Genomic DNA, 23901 nt, shown 5'->3' with positions numbered 1-23901 from the left:
TATGTTTAAAAAAGTATTAAATATTTTTCTTATACTTTTAGTAACAATTTCAGTGAATTATGCGTTTAATGTTCATTACGCTATAGCTGCCGAAGAAAAATCAATTGATGAAATGGTTCAACAGCAGACTGCTAAAGTTGATGATAAAACAAACGATGTATTGCAAAAACCTTTTCCCAAAGAGGAACAACCTGAGAAAGAACCCGGCAAAATCAGCAGTTTGTTTATTAAAGGGATTGCTGCTATTCTAATATTTTTGTTTATTGCAGTTATATTTTCTTTTGTTTTCATTGCAAAATTGCAGCGCACTAAAGAAGAAAGACAAAAAAAATTGAAAAACAATTCCGATTTAACACATGCAACCGATGATTTTGCAAGACACAGAATGAAGAATATCAGGAAGTAAATTTGAAAAAATTAGCTGTTATAGTTCCTTGTTACAACGAAGAAGAGGTTTTTTTATTAACCCAAAAAGCTTTGAGCGATTTGCTTAACAGACTTATATCTTTGGGCAAGATAAGTAACGATAGTTTTGTATGCTTTGTTAATGACGGCAGCAAAGATACCACCTGGGAGTTGATATCCGGCGCAGCTCAAAATTCAAGCATTATTAAAGGTATTAATCTCTCCAGGAATTTCGGTCATCAAGGTGCGCTGATTGCCGGTTTGTTTAATTTAGATGCCGACTATTACGTTTCTATAGATGCGGATTTGCAGGACGATGAAAATGCTATTGAACAAATGGTTGATTTGGCTGATGAAGGCTCTGAGATTGTATATGGGGTCAGAAAAGAGAGAAAAACGGATTCCGTCTTTAAAAGAGAAACAGCGTTAATGTTTTATAGAGTTATGGGATTTTTAGGGGTCGAAATTGTTCACAATCATGCAGATTACAGGCTTTTGACTAAAAGAGCCGTTGAGACATTGAAACAATTTCAGGAAAAAAATCTTTTTATAAGAGCGATGATACCGCTTTTGGGGTATAAATCCGCCAAGGTGTTTTACGACAGGAAAAAACGTTTACTTGGCGAGTCTAAATATCCGCTTAAAAAAATGCTTTCATTTGCCTGGGAAGGTATAACAAGTTTTTCGGTTAAACCGTTGAGATTGGTTACAACTTTTGGAATGCTTACCTGTCTTTTGAGTTTAGCATTGATTGTTTATTCCGTTGTTCGCTATGTAGTGCATGATGTTATATCGGGCTGGTCATCTTTGATAATTGCAATAAGCCTTTTTAGCGGAGTGCAGCTGCTTTGTTTGGGTATAATAGGTGAATACATAGGCAAATTATACAAAGAAGCCAAAAACAGACCGTCTTATATAATTTCTGAAATCATATAATTTTTTTGTGATAAGATTGTACCTGCGAGGTAAAAATGGAAAAAATTACTGTTGTAACGGTAGATGATACAAAAGAATGGCTGTTTTTTCATAAAAAAATCCTAACTTATCTGCTTGCGAATTATGATGTTGATTATATTACTTTCAGCAGTGCAAAAGACTGTCATGAGTTTTTGACTTCTTATGACGGCAATGTGGATTTATTTATAACAGACCTTGAGATGGAGCCGATGGAAATTTTAGCCGGAGAATGGCTTCTTTTAAATACCAAAGATTTACCTTGCCTTAAAAATACGATAAAGTTGATTATTTCCGCCTCACCTTCTATAAAACGGGTCTCAAAAACCACCGATACACCTTACTTGTCTAAGGTTAATTACCATGCAAACCCTATGTTGCTAAAATATAAGTTGGAAAGAAGGTTTGCAAATGTCAAATAACATTTTAAACGGTAAAAATATTTTATTGGGCGTAACAGGCGGCATAGCTGCCTATAAGGTTTGTGAATTAATCAGAATGTATAAAAAAAACGGCGCAAATGTAAAAGTTCTTCTGACCCCTGCTGCCAAAGAATTTGTTACAGAAGTTACTCTTGCCACATTATCTCAAAACCCTGTTTATATCGAGCAATTTGATGCAAAAAACTGGAAGCCGGAGCATATATCTCTTGCTGATGAAGCTGATATTTTTGTAATTGCTCCTGTTAGTGCCAACACTATTTCAAAAATAGCAAACGGTATTGCCGATAATCTTTTGACCTCAATCGCCTGCGCTTTTAGAAAACCTTTTATTATCGCTCCTGCAATGAATTGCGGTATGTATAAGAACAATTTTATACAGGAGAATTTAGATAAACTACGAACGTCCGGCTTTAACATTCTTGAACCTGAAGAAGGTTTTTTGGCTTGCGGTTATGAAGGCAAAGGCAGATTGGCAAAGATTGAAACAATTTTTGATAAAACAGTCGAAATCCTGACTGCCCAAACTTTAAACCTGCAAGGCAAAAAGATATTAATTACAGCCGGCGGAAGCAAAGAACCTATAGACCCTGTAAGATATATAGGCAACCACAGTTCCGGCAAAATGGGGCTGGCATTAGCTGACCAAGCGTTTGCAGCCGGGGCGGAGGTTACCCTTGTTTCTACCTTTGAGGTGAATAAGCCTTATAAAACCCTTGTCGCACCTACAGCTATTAAAATGCTTGAAGCGGTTAAACAGGAATTTCTCCTGAATGATTGTTTGATAATGGCGGCGGCCGTAGCCGATTTCAGAGTTGAAACACCGGGCAAAAACAAAATTAAAAAGACCCAAAGTGATACATTAACTTTAAATCTGGTAAAAAACCCCGATATACTGTTTGAAATTTCTAAAATTAAAACAGATAATCAAATAGTAGCGGGCTTTTGCGCAGAAAGTGAAAACTTGATTGAAAATGCAAAATCAAAACTTATAAGCAAAAAGGCTGATTATATAATTGCTAACGATATTTCAAAAAATGACACAGGTTTTAATTCGGCTTATAATGAAGTAGTTCTTATAGACAAACACGGAATAAGAAAAGAATTTCAAAAAGATACAAAAGAAAATATTGCATACAAAATCCTGAAGGAAATTTTATGATTAAGGTAAGTGAAATAATAAACCAAATCGAAGAATTTGCCCCGCTTACATTAGCTGAAGAATGGGATAATTCAGGCTGGCAAATTAACCTTGATAACGAATTTGCAAATAAAATAATGATATGCCTTAGCGTCGATTTAAACGTGATTAATCAGGCTGTTATACAGGGCTGTGATTTGATTATCTCTCACCATCCCTTAATATTTAAACCTATTAAAAAAATTCAAAATGCGACTTTAACCGATAAAACTATAGTGGAAGCCGTTAAACATAATATTCAGATTTACAGCGCGCATACGAATTTAGATGCCGCAGAAGGCGGAATTAATGATATTCTTTGTGAACGCTTGGGACTCGAAGTTATTAACGGCGATAATAAGTTTGTAAAAATAGGCGCTTTGTCTGAACCAATGAATCTTGAAAGTTTTATTTTAAAACTTAAAATTTCTCTGAATTGTTCAAAAGTGAAACTCATAAACCCCGATAATATTACAGAAATCAAGACCGTAGCGGTGTCTTCGGGGGCAGGAGCAGAATTTATAAACGAGCTGCCTCAGGTTGATGCGTTTATAACAGGTGATGTCAAATACCACAGCGCAATGGAAGTCCAAAATATGGCGCTTATTGATGCAGGGCATTTTGAAACCGAAAAAATCATATTACAAACCATAAAAACATTGCTTGAAAAAACTGCTAAAGATATCGTAATAGCTAAAGAAAAAAATCCATGGATAATAGTATAGCGGAGAATAAAATGCCTAATATTGCGGGAATAGACATTGGCGGAACTAAAATTTCAGGAGCTGTTATTAATGACGGCAAAATTGTAAGCGAGGTGCTTAGCGCCAAAACACCTTACACCACTCAGGCGATTTTCAATGAAGTTTTTCAAATAGTTGAAAAATTCAAGCGGGATTATGAACTCTCAGCAATTGCCGTAGCCACTGCCGGCGCCGTTAACAATGAAAACTCCAAAATTATAAGCTCAACAGGCAATTTGCCCAGCGGTTATCCTGACTTTCCAATTAAAGAAGAGTTTGAAAAGAAATTCGATTTATTCACATTTGTTGAAAATGACGCAAATGCGGCGGCTTACGCGGAATACAAGGTCGGTGCAGCCCAAGGTTACCCGAATACCGTGGCCGTAACTTTAGGAACAGGTATAGGCGGCGGTATTATTGTAAACGGCAGGCTTTTAAGAGGGAAATCCGGTGCAGCGGCAGAAATAGGACATCTTATTTTCGGAGTTAACAAAAAACGTCCCTGTACTTGCGGCTATTATGATTGTTTTGAGTGTTTGGCATCAGGCACGGGGTATTTAATTACCGCAAAAGAAATGGCAGGAAGCGAAAAAAGCTTTGCAGGCAGTATTTTAAAGGATAAAAACATCGAAGATTTAACAACTTACGATATTATTTCAGAGCTGAAAAAAGAAGACGAGTTTTGCACAGCCGTACATAACCGATGGGAACTTTATTTAACGGCAGGGTTTATAAGCCTTGCTAATATTTTCGACCCTGATGTAATAGTTTTGTCCGGCGGGATGGGACAATTTGTAAATATAAAAAAAATTGAAACAGAGGTTAATAAACAAATTGTTACAACTCCTTTAAAAATATTACCTGCAAAAGCCGGTAACTATGCTGGCATGATAGGAGCTTCGCTTTTAGCGGAAGAAAAATTATTAACAAAATGATACGTATTTGAAAATAAATATTTTATTGTGGTAAAATATTTATATTAGGTGAGGGTCAGTACAGGTATAAAGAAACAGTGTAACAAAAACCATTATAGATTAGGGTCTATACAGGAAGGCTGAGGAATAATGAAGAATACTGCACAATATAAATCTAATATTTCAAGAGAGAAATTAGCTGTTTTGGAAGAATTGTTAAGTGAAAAACAAAGAGAATACGAACAGACAGCATCTGCTTATAATGATCAAAATCGTGACAGAGAACTGGATATCCTTTGGCAGGAGTTAAAAACACAGAATAAAGAGGAACGCTCACCAGGTGTTTACCTTTCTGTCGGGTTTGTTGTAGGTGCATTGGCTATGTTTTTAATGACCTCTATCATAAACTTTGGTGTCCAGACAGAAAACACTTCTGAATTTAATTTATGGAAAAAGGGTACTATATCCTCCAAAAAGACTGATATTAACGTTACACCGGCAGGAGCCGATGTTAATATAAAAAACATGAAGTATAAAATAAAGCCGGGCGATACTTTAGAGTCAATCGCTTTGAGGTACTATGGCGTAACAAGCCCGGAAAAAGTACGTCATATCCAAAATGCTAATGCTATAACTAATCCGCACAGTATTTACGTAGGACAAGAGATTACTATTCCTTTGGCTGAATAATTTCTGTTATGAAATCTAAAAAACTGTTAAATATATTTCTATATCTTATTTTAACCCTGTTTATGTTGTTCTCGATGACTTTGATATTCAGGGAGTTAAGAATTGACAATTTTATTAACGACATTGAAGCTAAAAGTTTTGATTTAAGACAAATTATCTTAAAGAATAATTCTTTTGATGGCTCAAAAATAGCCCTTATAACCATTGATGACGATTCTTTGGATAAGTTGGCGTCAAAATACGGTACCTGGCCCTGGCATCGCGGCGCTTACGCTGATTTAATAAGGTATTTGGAAAAAGAAAAAGCTGACTCCGTAATTTTTGATTTAATGTTTATGGGCTACCAAAACGGCAATTTTGATAAAGACAAAGATTTAATCAATGAAATAACCAAAAACAATAATGTATACATCTCTATGAATTTTGACTACAGAGATAACGAAAATCCTCAGCAATTGCCCTTAGAATTGATTGCTAATCTTGATAACAAAAGCAGTGTAGACTACAAGGATTTTACGTTTACGAATGTGCGCTCTACCATCCCCGAAATTCTTCATGGAACAGATAAAATAGGGTTTATAAATTTTATGCGTGATAATGACGGTATCGCAAGGCGCGCACCGACATTTTTTATATACAAGGAAAATTACTACCCTTATATCTCAATTAAAGTAGTCCAAGAGTATATGCTCAGGCATAATCTTATAAATTCAAAAAAATTCGTTATTACGCCTGACAGACATCTGATAATGGGCGACAGAAAAATCCCTCTGGACCACGAAGGGCTGATGATTTTGAATTGGTATGCCAAACAGGATATTAAAGAAATACCGTTCTGGAAAATTATAGAAAATAACAATTATAAATACTTACCTAAAGGATATTTTAACGACAAAATCGTTTATATAGGCGCAAGCGCAGTTTCTTTATATGACACAAAAAGTACACCTTTTTATAAACATTATCCGGGTGTAAAAATTCATACAACTGTCTTGAAAAATATATTTGATAATATTGTCATCAAAAGGGCAGAACCGGAAATAAATATAGCTGTCACAATAGCACTTATAGTTTTGACCTGGATTTTGTTGTTTAGAATAACCTCAAATATGATTAACGCTCTGACCGTCTTTGGTATTGTAGCGGTTTACTTTGCGTTCTCTTTATTTCTGTTATCTAAATTCTACATTTGGATAGATGTTGTTTATCCTATATTCCTCGTACTAATAACATATACAATAGCTTACGTTATAAAGTTTGTTAATAAATCAAGGGATTTTGAACAAACTTATAAACTTGCAACTACAGACGGTTTAACAGAATTATACAATCACAGATATTTTCAGGAACAAATGCAGGCAAATATTGCTAATTCTAAAAGATATAATTCCAATTTCAGTTTAATACTTATAGACATAGACTTCTTTAAAAAGTTTAACGATACTTACGGTCATCAATCAGGAGATGCTGTTTTAAAACAAGTTGCGCAGCTCCTTAAAAAGATGGTACGCTCCACCGATATAGTAGCCAGATACGGCGGTGAAGAGATGGCTATTATTTTAACCAATACAAATTATGACGAAGCCCTTATCGCCGCGGGTAAAATTTGCGAAGCTGTCGCAGCAAGACCATTCAGGCTTATGAATGATATAGAGAAAAATGTAACAATAAGCCTAGGTGTAGCTTCATATCCGCAGCACGGTGAAACGCCGGGGGAAATGATATCTTACGCAGACAAGTGTTTATACGCCGCCAAAGAAAAGGGCAGAAATCAGGTTGGAAAAATTTAACCTAAAAGACTGATAGACAAGCAATCAAATATTGTGGAATAATTAATAGACGATTAGATGCAGGAGGTTTTTTATGACAACAATTGTAGGTATCAAATTAGAAAACAGAGTTGAAGGTTCTGAAAATCTTCAAAAAATATTAACTAAACATGGCTGCTCTATTAAAACAAGAATAGGGTTACATTCGGTTGCTGATAATGTTTGTGCGCCTGACGGTATAATAATTTTAGAAGTAATTAATGACGAAGCAGCACAACTTTTAGGTGAAGAATTGGCTAATATTAGAGGATTAATCTTAAAAACCATGGTGTTTCCTTCATAATTTGCTTAAAAAAGTTTACAAATTTTACTAGCCGCAATTAACGGCTATAATGTTATTAAATGTATATCACATAATGTTTGGGAAGATATGAGTAGAAGCTATATGCATGAGTATGCATTGCATGAAACTGACTACAAGAGGTTTGGGAAGCCGGTTTATGCAACTGAAAAAGATATAGAAAAGAGAAAAATAAAAAAAATAAAAAAGATTAATTACTTTTCTCTTTTATTGCTTGTTGTGCTGTTCTTTACTGTATGTTTACCGGTTTGTAAAGGCATGTATAACTACTTGTTTTTATACAAAGCAAAAAATTCTAAATTAAAATATAACCATGAAAGTTTTATCAACAAAACACCTTCCCTGCTTGCTAATGCCAGAATGCTGGACAGGAATATCTTAGCGCCGCCGGAACTGAAAAAAACGTTAATGGCACAAATGGAACTGAATACCCAGATGCCGCGACTCCAAAAATCTCTTGAAAATTTGTCCGCGCTTTACCCTAATTTGCAGCCCGGCATCTTTGTATATGATTTTCAAACCAAAAACTATGTATCAATAGCTGGCGATAAACAAATGGCAACAGCCAGTATTATAAAAGTGCCTATTTTAGTTCAAATGTTTCGCCGTATTGAAGACGGACAAATCAGCCTGTATGATGAATTTCAAATGACACCATACTACAGAACGGGCGGTTCGGGGCATCTTCAATTTAAGGCTGATAAGACACGTTTTGATATGGACTTTCTGGCAAAGATGATGATAAGAGAAAGCGACAACAGCGCGACGAACATGATTTTGTCCGCCATAGGCGGAGCAGATGAATTTAACAGCGCTATGCGCCGTTGGGGGCTAAAATCTACCTATATTAAAAACTGGCTTCCCGATTTATACGGCGAAAATACTACTACACCCAGGGATATGGCAACTATTTTGTATAATGCCGATAACCCTGAATTTTTAAATTTAGAAAGCCGGTCTAAAATTATAGAAATAATGAGCAAGGTAAAAAACCGCAGTTTATTAAAACAAGGTATCCCCGACAGTGCACAGCTTGTTCATAAAACAGGTGATATAGGTGAAATGCTGGGCGATACGGGAATCGTTACAATGCCTGACGGCAGAAGATATATAGTTGTTGTCATGGTGAAAAGAAGATGGAATGATTATAGTGCAAGGACATTTGTAAATCAGGCTTCTTCTGTAATATATAACTCTTTCGCAATTAATAGTTTATAACATAAGGAGATAATATGTACGCAATTATATTAGCAGGCGGCAGCGGTTCAAGATTATGGCCTTTAAGCAGGGAGCTGTACCCCAAGCAATTGCTTAATGTTATTGATGATGAAAGTTTACTCCAATCAACCTTTAACAGATTATCTTCATTTATTGACAAAGATAATATAGTTTCTATTACTAATATTCAACACTATGCAAGCGTTAAATTTCAACTGGGTAATTTAAGCAAAGGTTCAAATATATTAGCCGAACCTGTATCTAAAAATACGGCGCCTGCAATAGCTTGCGCTGCAAAATTTATCGAACGTATTAATATAGACGAAGACCCCGTTATTTTAGTTGTTCCTTCCGACCATATGATTAAAGACGTAACCAAGTTTAAAAATTGTGTTTTAAGCGCACAAAAACTTGCACAGGAAGGCAAAATTGTAACTTTCGGCATAAGACCTAAATATCCTGAAACCGGTTATGGCTACATTAATACGGTTCAGGATGAAGAGTTAAGCTCGCTTTGTTCTATGGGCTTAAGAGTGATTGAATTTAAAGAAAAACCTAATGAAAGACAGGCGGCTGAATATATCAAAGACGGCAATTTTTATTGGAATAGCGGGATATTTATGTTCAAAGCTTCCGTTATGATGAAAGAGCTTGCAAAGTATTGTGCTGATATCTCTAAAAGCCTTATGAATATAGACTTTGCAACGTCTAATGATATAGATTTTATGCTTTATGAAAAAATGCCTAATATTTCTATTGACTATGCGGTAATGGAGCATTCCGATAAAATAGCGTTAGTGCCTCTAACCAGTGATTGGAATGATTTAGGCTCCTGGCAGTCTATTTATGACGTTGAGCAAAAAGATGAAAACCAAAACGTAATTACAGGCAATGTAATCGCCAAAAATTGCAAAAACTCGCTAATATACAGCAGTTCAAAGCTTGTCAGCGCAATAGGACTGGAGAATGTTATTTTAGTGGAAACATCAGATGCGGTTTTGGCTTGCAGCAAAGATTCTACACAGCTCGTAAAAGATGTATATGAGGATTTGAAAAAATCAAATAATGAAGTTTACCTGATACACAAAAAAGTTCACCGTCCCTGGGGGTATTATATCTCCATGGAACAGGACGAAGGATACCTTGTCAAAATTATATTTGTTGCACCAAGGCAAAAATTGAGCTTACAATCACATAACCATAGAAGCGAACATTGGGTTGTTTTAAGCGGTAAGGCGAAAATAATTATTGAAGATAAAGAACATGATTTGATACCAGGGGAAAGCATTGATATCCCTCTAAAAGCCAAACATTCACTTCAGAACCCTTATGACTATGATTTAAAAATAATGGAAGTTCAAAAAGGTGAAATCCTGCTTGAAGATGATATTATTCGATATGAAGATATGTATGGCAGAGTGGAGTAATATAATTTTTATTCATTTTTATACTTTAAATTTGCATAGATATAAGTTATAATAACAAGGCTAGTCATGAAAGGAGATTATATGCAAATAATTGTTAACGGCAGAAATATAGAAATTACACCTGCAATTAAAGCTTATGTTAAAGAAAAAATGGGTAAAGTTGTTGAGCATTATGACCAGCTTATTGATTTAGAAGTTATCTTAACTGTAATAAAAAACCCCAGTGTGCCGGATAGCCACATTGCCGAGGCAAAATCCAATTTAGCCGGCGCACGTATTCATATCGAAGAAAAGGGTGAATCCATGTATGCGAGTATAGACCTTTTAGCTGACAAATTAAACAGACAGGTGCAAAAACACAAAGATAAAAGCATTAAGGGTAAATTTAAAGCAGAATCTATCAGAACAACCGCTGTTCCTATGCCTGAGGGAGAAGAACCTGAAGCGGAAACTGTTGAAGAATAGTGTATGCGCCTTGACAAATTTCTTAAAGTATCACGGTTAATAAAACGAAGAACCGTAGCCAAGGAGGTTTCTTCCAAGGCAAGGGTTTTCGTTAATGATAATCCTGCAAAACCCGCTAAAATCCTCAAAGTAGGAGATAAGGTTTGTATCGAATATTTTAACAAGTCTGTAGTCGTTGAGGTGATGAAAATTCCGGCTAATAATGTTTCTATACAAGAAGCAAAAGATTTATATAAAATTATCGAAGAAGTTGACCACTCAAAATAGGAGAATAATATGGAGAGAATAATAAGCCGTATTAAAGCAAGACAAATTTTTGATTCAAGAGGAGTACCTACTATTGAAACGGAAGTTTTGCTCACTAACGGGATAAAAGCTTGTGCGGCTGTGCCTTCAGGTGCTTCTACAGGTAAATTTGAAGCTTATGAACTCAGGGATGGTGATGATAACAATTATTTCGGCAAAGGGGTTCTGCAAGCGGTAAGAAATGTCAATGACATTATTTCCCACGAACTAAGCGGCAAAGACGTAACAAAACAGCTGAAGATTGATGATTTAATGATAGCCCTTGACGGCAGCGAAAACAAAAGTAACCTGGGGGCTAATGCGATTTTAAGCGTTTCTCTGGCTTGTGCAAGAGCTGCTGCCAACTCGTTTAATATTCCCTTGTATAAATATCTCGGCGGGATAAATGCCACCTATCTGCCATGCCCTATGATGAATATTTTAAATGGCGGTGCTCATGCGGATAATAAGCTTACTTTTCAGGAATTTATGATTGTACCTTTAGGTGCAAAAACTTTTTTTGAAGCAATGAAATTCGGGGTAGAAATATTCCATTCTTTAAAACTGCTGTTAAAATCCAAAGGGCTGAATACCTCAGTGGGTGATGAAGGAGGCTTTGCTCCTGATTTAGCCTCTGATGTACAGGCAATAGAGCTTTTAATGAAAGCTATCGAGGATACTTCTTTAACGACAGATAAAGTCAGTATCGCTATTGACGCAGCTGCCAGCGAGTTTTACAGTGACGGCCAATACTTCTTTGAATACGAAAATAAAGCGCTGGATACCCGGCAAATGGTCAGTCATTGGGAAAATATAGTTAATAATTATCCTGTAGTGTCCATTGAAGATGCTTTGGATGAAGAAGATTATTCAGGCTGGAAAACATTGACGGAAGTGTTAGGAGACAAATGCCAGCTGGTAGGTGATGATTTATTTACTACAAATCCCCAAAGATTAAAAAAAGGTATCGAAGAAGGCTGGGCGAATAGTATTTTAATCAAGCCAAACCAAATAGGAACCTTAAGCGAAACCATTGACACTGTTAATATTGCGCAAGACGCAGGCTATACAACGGTCATGTCGCACCGCTCCGGTGAAACCGAGGATACCTTTATAGCAGACTTGGCAGTAGCGTTAAATTGCGGACAGATAAAAACAGGCTCTCTTTCAAGGAGCGAAAGAATGTGTAAATACAACAGACTTTTGAAAATTGAAGAAGAACTTTGCACAGAAGCTGAATATAAAAATCCTTTTAGTTTGTAAAAAAAATTTAATTTTCGCTGACTTCTTTTTTCATCATATCCTGAATTTTGGATACAAGTTCGTCACCTTTTTTTTGCAAATCTTCAACAACATTTTCTGCCTTAGATTTGATTTCTTTAAGTGAATCTTCTGTTTTATCATAGATTTCAGCTGAAGCTTTTGATATCATTTCACGAGTTTCTTCACCTGATTTAGGTGCAAGTAAAATACCTGCCAAAGCTCCTACGGCTCCCCCTACAATAAAACCTGCTAAAAATTTTCCTGCTGACATAATTAATACTCCTATTTTCTACATTTTGTTTACTTTTTTAAAAATAATTTTAATCCTGCCAAAAACCCGCTTAAAAGGCTAAAAGCGCCGCCTGTTACCTTTGTGCCTACGGCGTATGCAAGGTTATAGGCACTGCCTAGGGACGTTTTTATGGCAGAGAACTGTTTATCTGTGGCTAACGCCAGTGAATTAATATTATCCAGTGCCTTTTTAAGCTCTGTCAAAGTTGGTTCAAGTTCTTCGTTTATAGTGTCGGCCAATTCCCTGTAGGATTTTATTAATCCCATCAAATCAACTGCCAGCTTAATAATAAAGCCGGTCAAAAGTGTAAATAGAATCACACAGGTGTAAGCCAGGAATGTTAATGCTGTATCTAAGCCATTCATAAATTGTTCCCTTCTTGTATTAATAATTGGTGTTGTATACTTTTTCTTCTTCTCGTTTTGCTTTTGCCATTTGTTTGGCTTTGAGTGAATCATTAATATTATCAATAATTTTTTCAGTTTTTATTTTCAATAATTCAACAAGAGTAAGCCCGTTTTTTTTAGCTTTTTCCAAATCATCAGGAAAATTTTCCTTGATTTGCTTTGCTTTGCATATTAAATCTTCTCTTGTTTCTTCACCTGATTTAGGGGCATATACTATACCTGCCACAATACCAGCTACAACTCCGGCAAGTAACCCCAGACCGAAAGCTATAGAAGAATCTTCTTTTTTTGCCATGATACGCTCCAAATTTGTCTGCTTTTTTAGTATACCAGATTATGCGGATTTTTCCACTACTTAAGTTCACTTACAAGGCTATTTTAAAATAATATGCTTAAAATTTAATATTTATAATATAATTAAAATTAAGGGTTGTTGAAAGAAAAATTGTGATTGAAGAAAAATTCGTAAAAACAGGAGAAAACCAAATTACCGCATATGAGATTTCTGACGGTGAAATAGTTTTGCAGTATCTGTTTGAAGGGCAAAATAAATCTCTAACCGTTAATTTTGAAATGTTTAGCGAGGATGAAAAATCATTTATCAAAAATTCGGTTAAAAAAAATCCTATATTAAAAGAAGATTTTGTCAATTCCAAGCTGAACTATTATTTCTTTTTGTACTTAAACAGTCATAATATCCCAATTCCTTTAGAAGAGGATATCTATACCCTTTTTGCTCCCGTCGAAAATGAGAAGGAAAAAGAATTTTTAGCGTTGACCTTTGCTGTTTTAATTAAACAGGACCCGCTTTTGATATTAGATGTAAAAGGGTTCGAAACAGATGATTTCAGGGAAGAGTTAGCGAAAGAATTGCTGCATGTAGAAAAAGCATCCGTTGATTATATAGACATTGATAAAGTGACCGTAGCTTCATCAGAGAGGCAAGAGCCGGAATATTTCAGGCTGAAAAAGTTATATTCTGACGAAATTTTTGTAAATTTTCCCGAAAACCCTAAACACTTTGAAAAAAAAGACTTTAAATCCCATTTGATTGAAATTTATGACCTTATAAGAGATGAGTTTGATAATGTTTTCGGTTATGAGAGTAACTTTTTTGCCCGTAATTGTGATTTTTACTGCCAATTTGGTAAAAAAGATTTTACGTTTTTTGTATCACCTACAATAAATTTTGAAATTTATCTTAAATCTAAAGGCTCTATGTACCGTATTAACAAGGAATTAAGCAATGTTCCTGTTATTGAAGAAGACAAACTTTTTATTAAAAAACTTACAGGACTTGTTGTTCCTAAATATATAATTTATGACTACTTTTTAAGCTTTCAGTCCTTGATAGAAAATGACAGCATTTCTCACAGTACAAGATTCTACAACTATTTGACCCTTCTTGCAAAAGATATTGTGCAGACGCTTAATTTCAGACCTTCTATCAGGACTAACCCTGACAACACTTTTTCTGTTTATTACAGTGTTGATTTTGAAAATCCTAAGTTAAAACTGCTTTTAACCTCAATAATCAACTATGCAAGTGAAAATTTTGGCTATAACCCTAATACAATGCAGCTTGTACCAAAGAGCCAGATTAAAGAACTTTTAAATGACATTATAAACTATATGATATATAAAATATTGTCTTTAAAAGCTGCAAAACTTAAATCCAACGCTACTGCGGCTATGTTTATACAAAACCTTCCGATTAAAGCCGTTAAAAACAATAAAAACTATGCTATAGCCATAAAAGAATGGCTGAATTGCTTTAATATAACCCAAAACCCTGTTAAATTAATGCTTACATTCGATAAAGACGGAGAATTTGATTATAAGGCAATGCTTTCTTTTAATTACCAAGGTGAAATGTTAGAAATAAAAAAAATATTTGAACGTGAATTTGAAGACAACATTGCATTGAGAATATCATCACAGCTGACTTCTGCATCAGAGTATATGCCTGCATTATCAGATATATTTGCTTCTTTTGGTGTTTATCGCCCTGCGCTAAACGCTATTGATATTATAAAAAATCTTTCAAAAATCTGCTCCTCATTAAATGATTTTAATATAGACGTCTTTATGCCTTCGGAATTAAACAGTATTTTAAGACCAAAACTCTCTATTAAATCGAAATTAAAATCAACGGCAAAGAGTGATTTTATCAACAGCTTGGGTTCGGGCGCCTCAGATATTATGTATTCCTTAAATGACATTATGGATTTTTCATATGAGATTTCCATAGGTGATGAAAAACTGTCTAAGGAAGAATTCCTGAACCTAATCAAGAATTCCGATGAATTAATTAAATTTAAAGATAAGTTCGTGCTGCTTAATGAGGAACAAATTAAAAAAATCCTTGAAAATCTTGATAAACCTATAGATAAAAAACTAAATAAACTTGAGCTTATACACAGTGTATTTTCTAACGAAATAGATGACTTTGAGCTGAACTTTGAAGATGCTATAAGAGATGCAGTCAAAGCTCATTTGAATATATCCGAAATAACAACGCCCCAAGAACTTAATGATGTCCTGAGACCCTATCAGCAATATGGTTTTAAGTGGCTTTATTCAAACATTTCAAAAGGTTTCGGATGCTGTATCGCCGATGATATGGGGCTGGGTAAAACAGTGCAAATATTGGCGCTAGTTGCAAAATTAAAACAAGACGGATTATTAACCAAACCTGCGTTGGTAGTTTGTCCTACAACTTTAGTCGGTAACTGGAAAAAAGAAGTAGAAAAATTCACACCCTCACTTCAAACCAGCATTTACCATGGTTTAAACCGCCGGCTGGATTTAAAAACAGATATCATTATTACTACCTACGGACATTTAAGGATAGATTTGAACGATATTAAAAAACATGACTGGGGAATGTTAATCATTGACGAAGCTCAAAGTATTAAAAATCCCTCAACAGCACAGGCAAAAGCTATTAAATCAATTTCTACCGTCTGTAAAATAGCTGTTACCGGCACTCCGATAGAAAACAGATTAAGTGAGTTATGGAGTATTTTTGATTTTATTAACAAAGGCTATTTAGGCACAATGAGTGATTTTCAGTCCAAATATGCTTTTAATATAGAAAAAATGAAACAAACCGATACCGCGCAAAAACTGCAGCTTGTAACATCCCCGTTTATATTAAGGCGTCTTAAAACCGATAAAAAAATAATAGACGACCTGCCTGAAAAAATTGTATTTGACGAATACTGTTACTTAACCCCTCAGCAGGCAAGCTTATATGAGTCTACATTAAACTCCACAATGAAGCTTATAAGCGATTCTACAGGTATTAACAGACGTGGTATGGTTCTAAAGCTTATTACTTCTCTTAAACAAATATGTAACCACCCTGCAAATTATTTGAAAAACCACGATTTAACCTATGATTTATCCGGTAAAACCAAAAAAATAATTGCGATTATGGATAATATTCTCCAGGCGAATGAAAAAGTCCTTATCTTTACCCAGTATAAGGAAATGGGAGATATTTTGAATAAGATTATAAAAGAAGAATTGCATGATAAGGTTTTATTTTTCCATGGTTCGCTCTCAAGGACTGAAAGGGAAGATATGATTGAGAAATTTCAATCAGACCTTGAAACCAAAGTTATGATTTTATCTTTAAAAGCCGGTGGAACAGGTTTAAATCTTACAGCGGCAACAAGCGTAATCCACTTCGACTTATGGTGGAATCCTGCCGTCGAAATGCAGGCAACAGACAGAACCTACAGAATAGGTCAGGACAAGAACGTAACGGTTCACAGGCTTATTACGTTAGGCACTTTTGAGGAAAAGATTGATGAAATCCTCAAAAGTAAACAAAAACTTGTAGACATGTCACTTTATACCGGCGAAACCATGCTTGGCGATTTGTCTGATGAAGAAATTCTTGAAATATTCAAATTAAGGTAAAAACCTTTTCTACCAACATAAATACTCTTTTTTGAAATCCTTTGCTTTTAAAGAAGCAATTTATTTTTATATTTTGTTTTTATTAAAATACGGGATATTTATATTACTTTACATTGAGAAATTACGAACAGGGGAATATATTATGGGAATTGAAGCTGTATCAGGAGCAGAAGGAACAAACTTAAAAGTTGTTACTCTTGAGGAATTACAAAAAAGACAACAATCGGAAAAGACTGCACAGGCGCAAGAGCGTAAGCAAGTAGTAGTCTTAAAAGGAAATACAGATACAAATAACGAAGGTTACGTTGCCGGCCTAAACCGTATCGAACATGAAATCGCATCGGATGAGTGTACTGACGGTGTAGATGATGGTAAAATAGGCTTGAAAGAAGGCGCAAAACACTTTGGTAAAGGAGCCTTAAAATTAGTAACAGGTATTGCAAAACGCCCTATTTTGGCTGGAGCAGTAATCGCAGCAGGCGCAGTAGCCTGTGCTCTTGGCGGTGCTCCTGTAGCTGTCGGATTATTGGCTATAGGTATCGGCATGGGTCTTTGGAAACTGGGTAAAGGTATATATAATATTTGTAATGCTAAAACAGATAAAGCAGCTAAATTAGCGTGCCAGGATATGGGTGAAGGTACCACTACATTAGTATTATCGGCAGTAGGTGCTAAAAAGATAGTCAATACAGCAGCTCAACAAGGGGTTAAAACAAGCGCAAGCTTCAACCCTGATAGTACAAGAAATTGTATGATAGAATCATTTAGAATGACAGGCCGTGCATTTAAATCGGACGGTTTAATAGCTGCCGGTAAAGCTCATTATAAAGGTGTTGGCGGACTTTCAGGTCTTGGAGGCAAGGTAGGCAGATTTGTTACAGGGGCTAAAAATCCTAACGCTCCTGCACAAGCAGAAGCCGCCTCTAAAACTGCTGCAGCGGTAGAAAGTAGTACTGCAAGTACCGGTCAAACAGTAGAAACGGCTAAAAAAGCAGGAATTCTTAAATCAACTTGGAATTATACTAAGAACTTATTCAGAAAGAAAAATACAGCGCAGCCACAAGCTAATGCTCAACCTCAAGTAAGTTCAGCGACTGCTTCTAATAATACTCCGGCTACAGCAAACAATATTGTTATTAAACCTGATGTGTCCGCTTCTCAATCACCATATACTCTAACTACAGATAAGGCTAGATTAAATATGACGATTTCAGGCAATACTCAATCTTCAGAAATGGTTCTATGGAATGTCGGCTCTGCTGTTAAACAAGCTAAAACACTAGTATCAAACGGAAAAATTGCAGAAGCTAACGCATATATTAATGAACAAATTGCCATACTTCAAAGATCAGGCAGAAGTTGTGATATTGAGATACTTAAAATTTACCAAAACAATATTCCAAATCCGGGCAGTCCTTATATTATTAGCACTGATGCTTCAAAGACAAGTATGAATATTTCGGCTTCATCTGCTAACGCCGGCCCCACCGTAACCGCAAGTAATCCTACACCGGTTGCAAGCACAGCGGCGACAACTGCTAAACAAGCTACAGAAGCAGCAATAGCACAATCCCTTACAGCTTCTCTATCTAAAAAAGATGCATTTAGACAAATACTTATTGCTAACAACGTAGTTGATAATGCAAGATTAACAATAACAGGAGAAAAAAGATAAAAAGACATTTTATATAGCAAAAATAAAAACGGGCTGGTATTTCAGAGATGGAAACAGTCCGTTCTTATTTGACATAAGTAATCTTTATTGAATATATCGAAGCGATAATAAAATTTTATAAAAGTTCAACAATCTCATTTAAACAAGATAAGGTTTAGATGAGATTTTCTTTTATTGCCTTGACTGCAACCTGTGTTCTGTCGTCAACAAGCATTTTTTGAATAATATTGCAAACATGTGCTTTTGCCGTATGTTCAGAGATATTAAGGGTTTTTGCTATTTCCATATTTGACATCCCGTCAACTATGAGTTTCAAAACCTCATATTCTCTCTCTGTAAGGTTAGCATGGTTTTCTTTAAATTCTTTTTTTGAATTAAATTTTGAACCTACGGATTTATTTTTAATAAGATGTGCAATGTTAGGGTCAAACCAAATAGCACCTTCGTTGACAGTTTTTATAACCATAATCAGATATTCAGTCTTAATATCTTTCAGTGCGTAAGCATTTACTCCGGCTTCTATCGCATTATTTACATCGTTAGGGTCTTGGTGAGAGGTCAGAATTATTATTTTTATATTATTGTCAAATTCTTTAATCTTCCTGGCAGCCTGAATACCATCCATTTCGGGCAGGCCTATATCCATAAGCACGATATCAGGGTGAGTTTCCATAGATTGTTTAACAGCATCTTTGCCGTTTTCAGCTTCCCCTATAACTTCTAAATCCTCATGATCATCCAAAATAGCCTTTAATCCTACCCTTAAAAGCTTATGGTCTTCTGCTATAAGTATTTTAGTTGTATCACTCATATTCTCTCTCCTTTAATCATAGTCTAAAGTGATTGATTCGTATTTTCATTACCCTATGTTGTAGACATTGTATTAAATATTGTTAAAATGTGTATATTAAGTTTGACAATTAAGGATAAACCTCACGAAATATCTATTTGCCTTAAAATCCTATATGCAAACACAAGCAAACGGGTTTAATTTTCGCTTTTGTACATAATATATATTATCAGACCCTAATAAATATCTAAAAAATAAAAATAAACCACTTTCTTAATGAATTTTTAACCTCATCGGCTGGTTATAATAGGGGTATTTTGCATAATCGATATTAAGGGTTGTCATATAATCACTTACAGCACGGGCAACAGGGTGTTTTTTCTCCGGTTTAACCACCGTAGCATGGAGTTTTGGCTTAACAAGTCCTGCTTTAGCTATAGCCGATGTATCAGTTATGCCAAAAACAGCCCTTCTGTTTATTGTCGAAACATCTGTATTTTCTAAAACTTTTTGGTTTTTGCCAAATTGACGAAGTTGTGTGAATTTATTTATTAAACTTTTAAACATTTTACCCATGATACACATCTTACCTTATTATAGTCCAATAAAAACTAAATATTATTATTTATTGCTATTTTTTGCTAAAATAAATAAAAGTATGGAGAATCTATGGATAAAAAAGGTAAACTATTTATAATAGCCGGTCCATCCGGTGTGGGCAAAGGTACGATAGTAAAAGAAATTCTGTCCGCTAATCCTGATATAGAGCTTTCTGTTTCAGCTACAACAAGAGCGCCAAGAGAAGGTGAAATAGAAGGGGTTTCTTATTATTTTTTAACCAAAGAAGATTTTCGTAAGAAAATTGAAAATAATGAGCTTATAGAGTGGGCGGAGTTTGCAGGAAACTATTACGGGACTTTAAAATCCACCGTAGATAAAGCCTTGAATGAGGGGCAAAATCTTATTCTTGAAATAGAAGTACAGGGCGCCCTGCAGGTTAAACAAGTTTTTCCTGATGTAAAAATGATATTTATTTTGCCTCCTGATATTGAAGAGCTAAAATCAAGATTGATTAACCGTAATACAGAAACTCAAGAAGCCCTTGATTTACGCCTTGCACAGGTAGATAGAGAGCTTAAAATTTCTAAAATTTTTGATGTAAGACTTATTAACGACGACTTAAACAAAGCTGTTGAGGATGTAACAAACTTTATAAAAAACAACTAGCAAAATATTTTTTGTACGTATTTATTATAAGTATGAATGGCGTATAAGGAGTATAAAAGATGATTGGTGCTGTAACAAGAAGCGTTTATAAGTATGCAAACAATATAAGACCGGGTAATAATTTTAACAGAGCAAACAGATTGAACCCTGAAGTTGTGCGGGAATTGGACCAAAGGCTTGCTGTTCTTAAGCAAAAACATGCTGTTTTGAGCGAAAGAACAGATGCAGGCGATCAAACAGCTTATGCTCCTTTATTTGATGTTGTTCAGGAAATAATTAATATCAGAGAAAAATTTAAACCTAAAACCAGTTGGTAGCGGAATTCTGCTAAGGTGAACCCGTCCGGAGCGGCTCCGATGAAGGTTGAGGAATTACAATACAAGCCACTGTTTGAGGCGTGTTGAAGCACATCGTATTGTTGCCTGATTTTAGAGCATTATATGCTAACCATTGTGGGCTAAACCCAATCCAGCACGTAAGTCAGAAACGATTAATTTTCCGACGAGTCGCATAACCCAAGACAGCATTTTAGAGGTGAAGAATACGGCTCTTTTGTTAAATTTATTTTAAATAAATATCGTTTCGATATATTCAATAAAGATTACTTATGTAAAAAATGGTCTTATTGAGAAGAATTATTATTGTTGTTATCGGTTGTGGTATCGGGCTTATTACAGCCATGTCTAAAACTCTTACCTAAACCTTGACAAGCGCCCCTACCGCTACCTTGTCCTTGTCCTTGTCTTCTTCCCTGTCTTCCAACGGTTGTGTCTTGTCCGCTTGCTTCACAGCAGCCCAGCCCTCTGCCTGTTCTTGCTCCTTGGCCCATAGGACCTGTTCCGTTACGTCTTGGCATAATAACCTCCTTTTTTATCAAATCCAATGTATTTAGGATTATATTATAGACTTGACAATTCAAATTGTCAAGTTGAATAAATTATTAAATTTGCAACTCACAAAAAGATAATATATACTTACTTATAAGATAGTTTAACCATGAGGATAAAATGCAGGTTGATGATGATTTACCCGTATATTCAATAGGTGTTGCTTCTCAAATTTTAAATCTACATCCCAGAACATTACGGATTTATGAAGCAGAAGGTTTAATCTCCACACAAAGAAGCGGGGGGAAACGTTTTTATTCAAAAAATGATTTAATCAGAATAGAATGTTTAAGAAAATTAATACATGATGAAAATATAAGTATTCCGGGGATTAAAAAATTGCTTGAATTCACTCCATGTTGGAAACTAAAAGACTGCAACCCCGAAAAACGCAAACAATGTAAAGAACTGAACGGAAGAAAAAGAAGATGCTGGGAATTTTCGCAACGCACTTGTGAGAAAACTTGCTCTCATTGTGAAGTATTTTTAAGAGAAAAGTAAGAGCAGGTATTGACTTTTTTAGAAAATATGGTAATATTCTAATATTAGCATATTAGAATATACTTATATAATAAAGGAGATTAATTATGAACGCAATTTTGTTAAACGATTCAACTTTCGACTCAGAAGTAAAAAACAGCAGCATGCCTGTCCTGGTTGATTTTTATGCAGACTGGTGCGGACCATGCAGAAAACAACTTCCCGTTATGGAAGAAATGGCAAGCGCCTACGCAGGCAAAGCTAAAATAGCAAAAATGAATGTAGATGAAAGCCGCGATAAAGCTGCAGAATACGGTATATCCAGCATTCCTGCTCTTTTGGTTTTCAAAAACGGCGAAATTGTAGAACGACTTGTCGGGCTGCATTCCAAAGGTCAGCTTGACCAAATTCTCAGCAAGTACATTTAGGCGATATCATGGACACTGATTTAGACCAAATAGTGAATATTTTCAAAGCACTTGCCTGCGAAACAAGGCTGAAAATAGTCCTGGGACTGCTTGAAAAGAAGGAGTGCAACGTCAATCTTATGGCAGAAAAACTTGGACTGGCACAGCCTAATGTTTCGCAGCATCTTGCTGTTTTAAAAAATGCTAAAGTAATTGAAGGCTACAGGCACGGTACGCAAATATGCTACCGTGTTGTGGACGAAGAAACTAAAAATATACTTAAAGCTTTAAACGTCATAAATCGTTGAGGATTTGAAAAAATGAAGAAGATATTTGGAATAATTTTAGCTTTAGCGGTGATTTTTATAAGCACAACGGTTTTTGCAGAGGAGTTAGGCGCTGTGCAGAAACCCGTTGATTTTAATGAGGCTATCCTCATTGCGCTTGAAAACAACAAAGAACTTATGGCTATGAAAGCAGCGCTGTCGGCTTCTGAAAAAGATATCGGTATTTCAAGAAGCTATCTTTTGCCGAGGGTCAGTTTTGGCGAAGATTTTGCTTCTACAAACAACCCTGCTCAGGTATTCGGGCTAAAATTAAACCAAAGACGCTTAACCTCCGCTGATTTCGCAGGTGCGCCCGGCTCCTTCAACAACCCCGGTAATATAACGAATTTTATGACTTACGGGTTGGTACAGGTTCCTGTTTTTAACAAAACTTCTTTGGTAGCGCTAAAAATATCAAAAACACAATATAGTGCAAATGCCCACGTGTATTTGAGGAAACAGGATGAATTAATTAAAAACGTTGCCCAAAACTACCTTCAAACAGGAACGGCGCAAGAGTACGTTAAAGCCGCTCAGCAGGGCGTAAAGGATGCACAGGAGCATTTAAGAATTGCGCAATTGCGCTACAAAAGTGAGTTGGGGCTTTATTCGGATGTATTGAGGGCGAAAACAGAACTATCGGAAGCACAGCAGCGTTTAGTCAGTGCGAATAAAAATCTGGAAGTTGCCAAACGTTCGTTGGGAATGTTATTGGGCAGAAAAACAAATGTTGAAATATCTAATAATACTCCTGTTTTGGATTTAAAAACCATTGATTATTACAAAGATTTTATGCTGCAAAGAAACGACTTAAAAGCGTTGGAAATTAACGTACAAAATGCCAAAAACGGCGTAAGATTGGCGCAAGCGGACTGGTTCCCCACTCTAAATCTCAATGCTTCGTACAATTTATATCAAAATAACTATCCGTTCGGGGCAGAAGGCAACAACTACGTAATGGGCGCTTATCTTCATTGGGATGCTTTTGACGGTATGAAAAGGAACTACGAAACAAAAAAAGCCAAAGATAAGGTTCAGGAAGCGGAATTTTATTTAGAAGCCCTCAAAAACGCAATTGATTTTAAAGTTTTCGAGGCCTTTAGCGGTGTAGAGGAGAGCAATAAAAATTTTGAACTGGCTCAAATCGCATTACTAACGGCACAGGAAGGCAACAGGCTTGTCACAAAAAGGTGGCAAAGTTCCTTGTCGCCGTTTGTGGATGTATTGGACTCTCAAACCAATTTAGACAGAGCAAGAGCCAATCTTGTGAAAAGCAATAACGAGCTAAAAGCCCAATTAATCAATCTGTACTTTGAAAGCGGAGTATTAAACGAAGAATTGGCACTTAATACAAAATAAAGAGGAA

General features: G+C 35.6%; 28 protein-coding genes. 22 read left to right on the top strand and 6 right to left on the bottom strand.

Going from position 1 to position 23901, the window contains the following annotated elements; genetic code table 11:
- Window position 1 precedes the first annotated feature (1 nt).
- From PHX18_03100 to eno, 14 genes are all read left to right on the top strand, one after another.
- Complete coding sequence (locus PHX18_03100) at window positions 2-406, top strand: hypothetical protein (protein ID MDD3593595.1); 405 nt, start codon at window positions 2-4, stop codon at window positions 404-406.
- A gap of 2 nt (window positions 407-408) precedes the next feature.
- A complete protein-coding gene (locus PHX18_03095; protein ID MDD3593594.1) occupies window positions 409-1341 on the top strand; it encodes a glycosyltransferase family 2 protein in 933 nt (310 codons plus the stop codon).
- Between the two features lie 35 nt (window positions 1342-1376).
- On the top strand, window positions 1377-1781 hold the full coding sequence (locus PHX18_03090; protein MDD3593593.1) for a hypothetical protein: 405 nt from the start codon (window positions 1377-1379) through the stop codon (window positions 1779-1781).
- Complete coding sequence (gene coaBC / locus PHX18_03085; GenBank protein ID MDD3593592.1) at window positions 1771-2961, top strand: bifunctional phosphopantothenoylcysteine decarboxylase/phosphopantothenate--cysteine ligase CoaBC; 1191 nt, start codon at window positions 1771-1773, stop codon at window positions 2959-2961. The genes PHX18_03090 and coaBC overlap by 11 nt, the downstream gene beginning before the upstream one ends.
- Entirely contained in the window at window positions 2958-3704 is a 747-nt protein-coding gene (locus PHX18_03080; protein MDD3593591.1) for a Nif3-like dinuclear metal center hexameric protein, read from the top strand. Before coaBC ends, PHX18_03080 begins: the two co-directional genes overlap by 4 nt.
- Window positions 3689-4657 (top strand): ROK family protein, encoded by a 969-nt coding sequence (locus tag PHX18_03075; GenBank protein MDD3593590.1) that lies wholly within the window; start codon window positions 3689-3691, stop codon window positions 4655-4657. The genes PHX18_03080 and PHX18_03075 overlap by 16 nt, the downstream gene beginning before the upstream one ends.
- A 129-nt stretch (window positions 4658-4786) precedes the next feature.
- Window positions 4787-5326, top strand: coding sequence for a LysM domain-containing protein (locus PHX18_03070; GenBank protein MDD3593589.1), 540 nt, complete (start codon window positions 4787-4789; stop codon window positions 5324-5326).
- An 8-nt stretch (window positions 5327-5334) separates the two neighbouring features.
- Complete coding sequence (locus PHX18_03065; GenBank protein MDD3593588.1) at window positions 5335-7116, top strand: diguanylate cyclase; 1782 nt, start codon at window positions 5335-5337, stop codon at window positions 7114-7116.
- Window positions 7117-7189: 73 nt separating this feature from the next.
- Window positions 7190-7438, top strand: a complete 249-nt coding sequence (locus tag PHX18_03060) for a hypothetical protein (GenBank protein ID MDD3593587.1) — start codon at window positions 7190-7192, stop codon at window positions 7436-7438.
- An 87-nt stretch (window positions 7439-7525) separates the two neighbouring features.
- Window positions 7526-8674 carry a class A beta-lactamase-related serine hydrolase gene (locus PHX18_03055; GenBank protein MDD3593586.1) on the top strand — a complete coding sequence of 383 codons (1149 nt, stop codon included), beginning with the start codon at window positions 7526-7528 and terminating at the stop codon, window positions 8672-8674.
- Between the two features lie 14 nt (window positions 8675-8688).
- Window positions 8689-10101 carry a mannose-1-phosphate guanylyltransferase/mannose-6-phosphate isomerase gene (locus tag PHX18_03050; protein MDD3593585.1) on the top strand — a complete coding sequence of 471 codons (1413 nt, stop codon included), beginning with the start codon at window positions 8689-8691 and terminating at the stop codon, window positions 10099-10101.
- An 81-nt stretch (window positions 10102-10182) separates the two neighbouring features.
- The gene (gene raiA, locus PHX18_03045) at window positions 10183-10566 is read left to right on the top strand and encodes a ribosome-associated translation inhibitor RaiA (GenBank protein ID MDD3593584.1); all 384 of its coding nucleotides are present in this window, start codon (window positions 10183-10185) and stop codon (window positions 10564-10566) included.
- Between the two features lie 3 nt (window positions 10567-10569).
- Window positions 10570-10833 carry an RNA-binding S4 domain-containing protein gene (locus PHX18_03040; GenBank protein MDD3593583.1) on the top strand — a complete coding sequence of 88 codons (264 nt, stop codon included), beginning with the start codon at window positions 10570-10572 and terminating at the stop codon, window positions 10831-10833.
- Between the two features lie 9 nt (window positions 10834-10842).
- The gene (gene eno, locus PHX18_03035; GenBank protein MDD3593582.1) at window positions 10843-12114 is read left to right on the top strand and encodes a phosphopyruvate hydratase; all 1272 of its coding nucleotides are present in this window, start codon (window positions 10843-10845) and stop codon (window positions 12112-12114) included.
- 7 nt (window positions 12115-12121) lie between these two features.
- Here the strand turns inward: eno and PHX18_03030 are convergent, their stop codons facing one another.
- From PHX18_03030 to PHX18_03020, 3 genes are read right to left on the bottom strand one after another with little or no spacing between them, the layout of a single operon-like run.
- The gene (locus PHX18_03030) at window positions 12122-12385 is read right to left on the bottom strand and encodes a YtxH domain-containing protein (protein ID MDD3593581.1); all 264 of its coding nucleotides are present in this window, start codon (window positions 12383-12385) and stop codon (window positions 12122-12124) included.
- Between the two features lie 29 nt (window positions 12386-12414).
- Entirely contained in the window at window positions 12415-12771 is a 357-nt protein-coding gene (locus PHX18_03025; protein ID MDD3593580.1) for a DUF948 domain-containing protein, read from the bottom strand.
- Between the two features lie 19 nt (window positions 12772-12790).
- The gene (locus PHX18_03020) at window positions 12791-13108 is read right to left on the bottom strand and encodes a YtxH domain-containing protein (protein MDD3593579.1); all 318 of its coding nucleotides are present in this window, start codon (window positions 13106-13108) and stop codon (window positions 12791-12793) included.
- Window positions 13109-13260: 152 nt separating this feature from the next.
- Between PHX18_03020 and PHX18_03015 the strand changes: the two genes are divergently transcribed.
- The gene (locus PHX18_03015; GenBank protein ID MDD3593578.1) at window positions 13261-16743 is read left to right on the top strand and encodes a DEAD/DEAH box helicase; all 3483 of its coding nucleotides are present in this window, start codon (window positions 13261-13263) and stop codon (window positions 16741-16743) included.
- Window positions 16744-16885: 142 nt separating this feature from the next.
- Complete coding sequence (locus PHX18_03010; GenBank protein MDD3593577.1) at window positions 16886-18418, top strand: hypothetical protein; 1533 nt, start codon at window positions 16886-16888, stop codon at window positions 18416-18418.
- Window positions 18419-18572: 154 nt separating this feature from the next.
- On the opposite strand, the gene PHX18_03005 is transcribed toward PHX18_03010, so the two are convergent.
- Together PHX18_03005 and PHX18_03000 are read right to left on the bottom strand one after the other, a co-directional pair.
- Entirely contained in the window at window positions 18573-19229 is a 657-nt protein-coding gene (locus tag PHX18_03005; protein ID MDD3593576.1) for a response regulator transcription factor, read from the bottom strand.
- A 252-nt stretch (window positions 19230-19481) separates the two neighbouring features.
- Entirely contained in the window at window positions 19482-19784 is a 303-nt protein-coding gene (locus PHX18_03000; protein MDD3593575.1) for a hypothetical protein, read from the bottom strand.
- Window positions 19785-19877: 93 nt separating this feature from the next.
- On the opposite strand from PHX18_03000, the gene gmk reads away from it, so the two are divergent.
- A complete protein-coding gene (gene gmk, locus PHX18_02995; GenBank protein MDD3593574.1) occupies window positions 19878-20435 on the top strand; it encodes a guanylate kinase in 558 nt (185 codons plus the stop codon).
- Between the two features lie 59 nt (window positions 20436-20494).
- A complete protein-coding gene (locus tag PHX18_02990) occupies window positions 20495-20752 on the top strand; it encodes a hypothetical protein (GenBank protein MDD3593573.1) in 258 nt (85 codons plus the stop codon).
- A gap of 305 nt (window positions 20753-21057) precedes the next feature.
- Here PHX18_02990 and PHX18_02985 read toward each other — a convergent pair whose 3' ends face one another.
- Window positions 21058-21291 (bottom strand): DUF5320 domain-containing protein, encoded by a 234-nt coding sequence (locus tag PHX18_02985; GenBank protein MDD3593572.1) that lies wholly within the window; start codon window positions 21289-21291, stop codon window positions 21058-21060.
- Window positions 21292-21442: 151 nt separating this feature from the next.
- Here PHX18_02985 and PHX18_02980 point away from each other — a divergent pair, with 151 nt between their 5' ends.
- The 4 genes from PHX18_02980 to PHX18_02965 all read left to right on the top strand — a co-directional run bounded on the left by PHX18_02980 (window position 21443) and on the right by PHX18_02965 (window position 23894).
- Window positions 21443-21823 carry a MerR family transcriptional regulator gene (locus PHX18_02980; protein MDD3593571.1) on the top strand — a complete coding sequence of 127 codons (381 nt, stop codon included), beginning with the start codon at window positions 21443-21445 and terminating at the stop codon, window positions 21821-21823.
- 86 nt (window positions 21824-21909) lie between these two features.
- A complete protein-coding gene (gene trxA, locus PHX18_02975; GenBank protein MDD3593570.1) occupies window positions 21910-22230 on the top strand; it encodes a thioredoxin in 321 nt (106 codons plus the stop codon).
- An 8-nt stretch (window positions 22231-22238) separates the two neighbouring features.
- Window positions 22239-22517, top strand: a complete 279-nt coding sequence (locus PHX18_02970) for a metalloregulator ArsR/SmtB family transcription factor (GenBank protein MDD3593569.1) — start codon at window positions 22239-22241, stop codon at window positions 22515-22517.
- 12 nt (window positions 22518-22529) lie between these two features.
- Window positions 22530-23894, top strand: a complete 1365-nt coding sequence (locus tag PHX18_02965; GenBank protein MDD3593568.1) for a TolC family protein — start codon at window positions 22530-22532, stop codon at window positions 23892-23894.
- Window positions 23895-23901 lie beyond the last annotated feature (7 nt).

It is taken from the genome of Candidatus Gastranaerophilales bacterium (assembly GCA_028696075.1).
In the GTDB taxonomy this organism is placed as follows: Bacteria; Cyanobacteriota; Vampirovibrionia; order Gastranaerophilales; family JAILCC01; genus JAQVHS01.
Note: the sequence above shows the minus strand (reverse complement) of the source record. Positions and strands in the feature narration are given on the sequence as shown.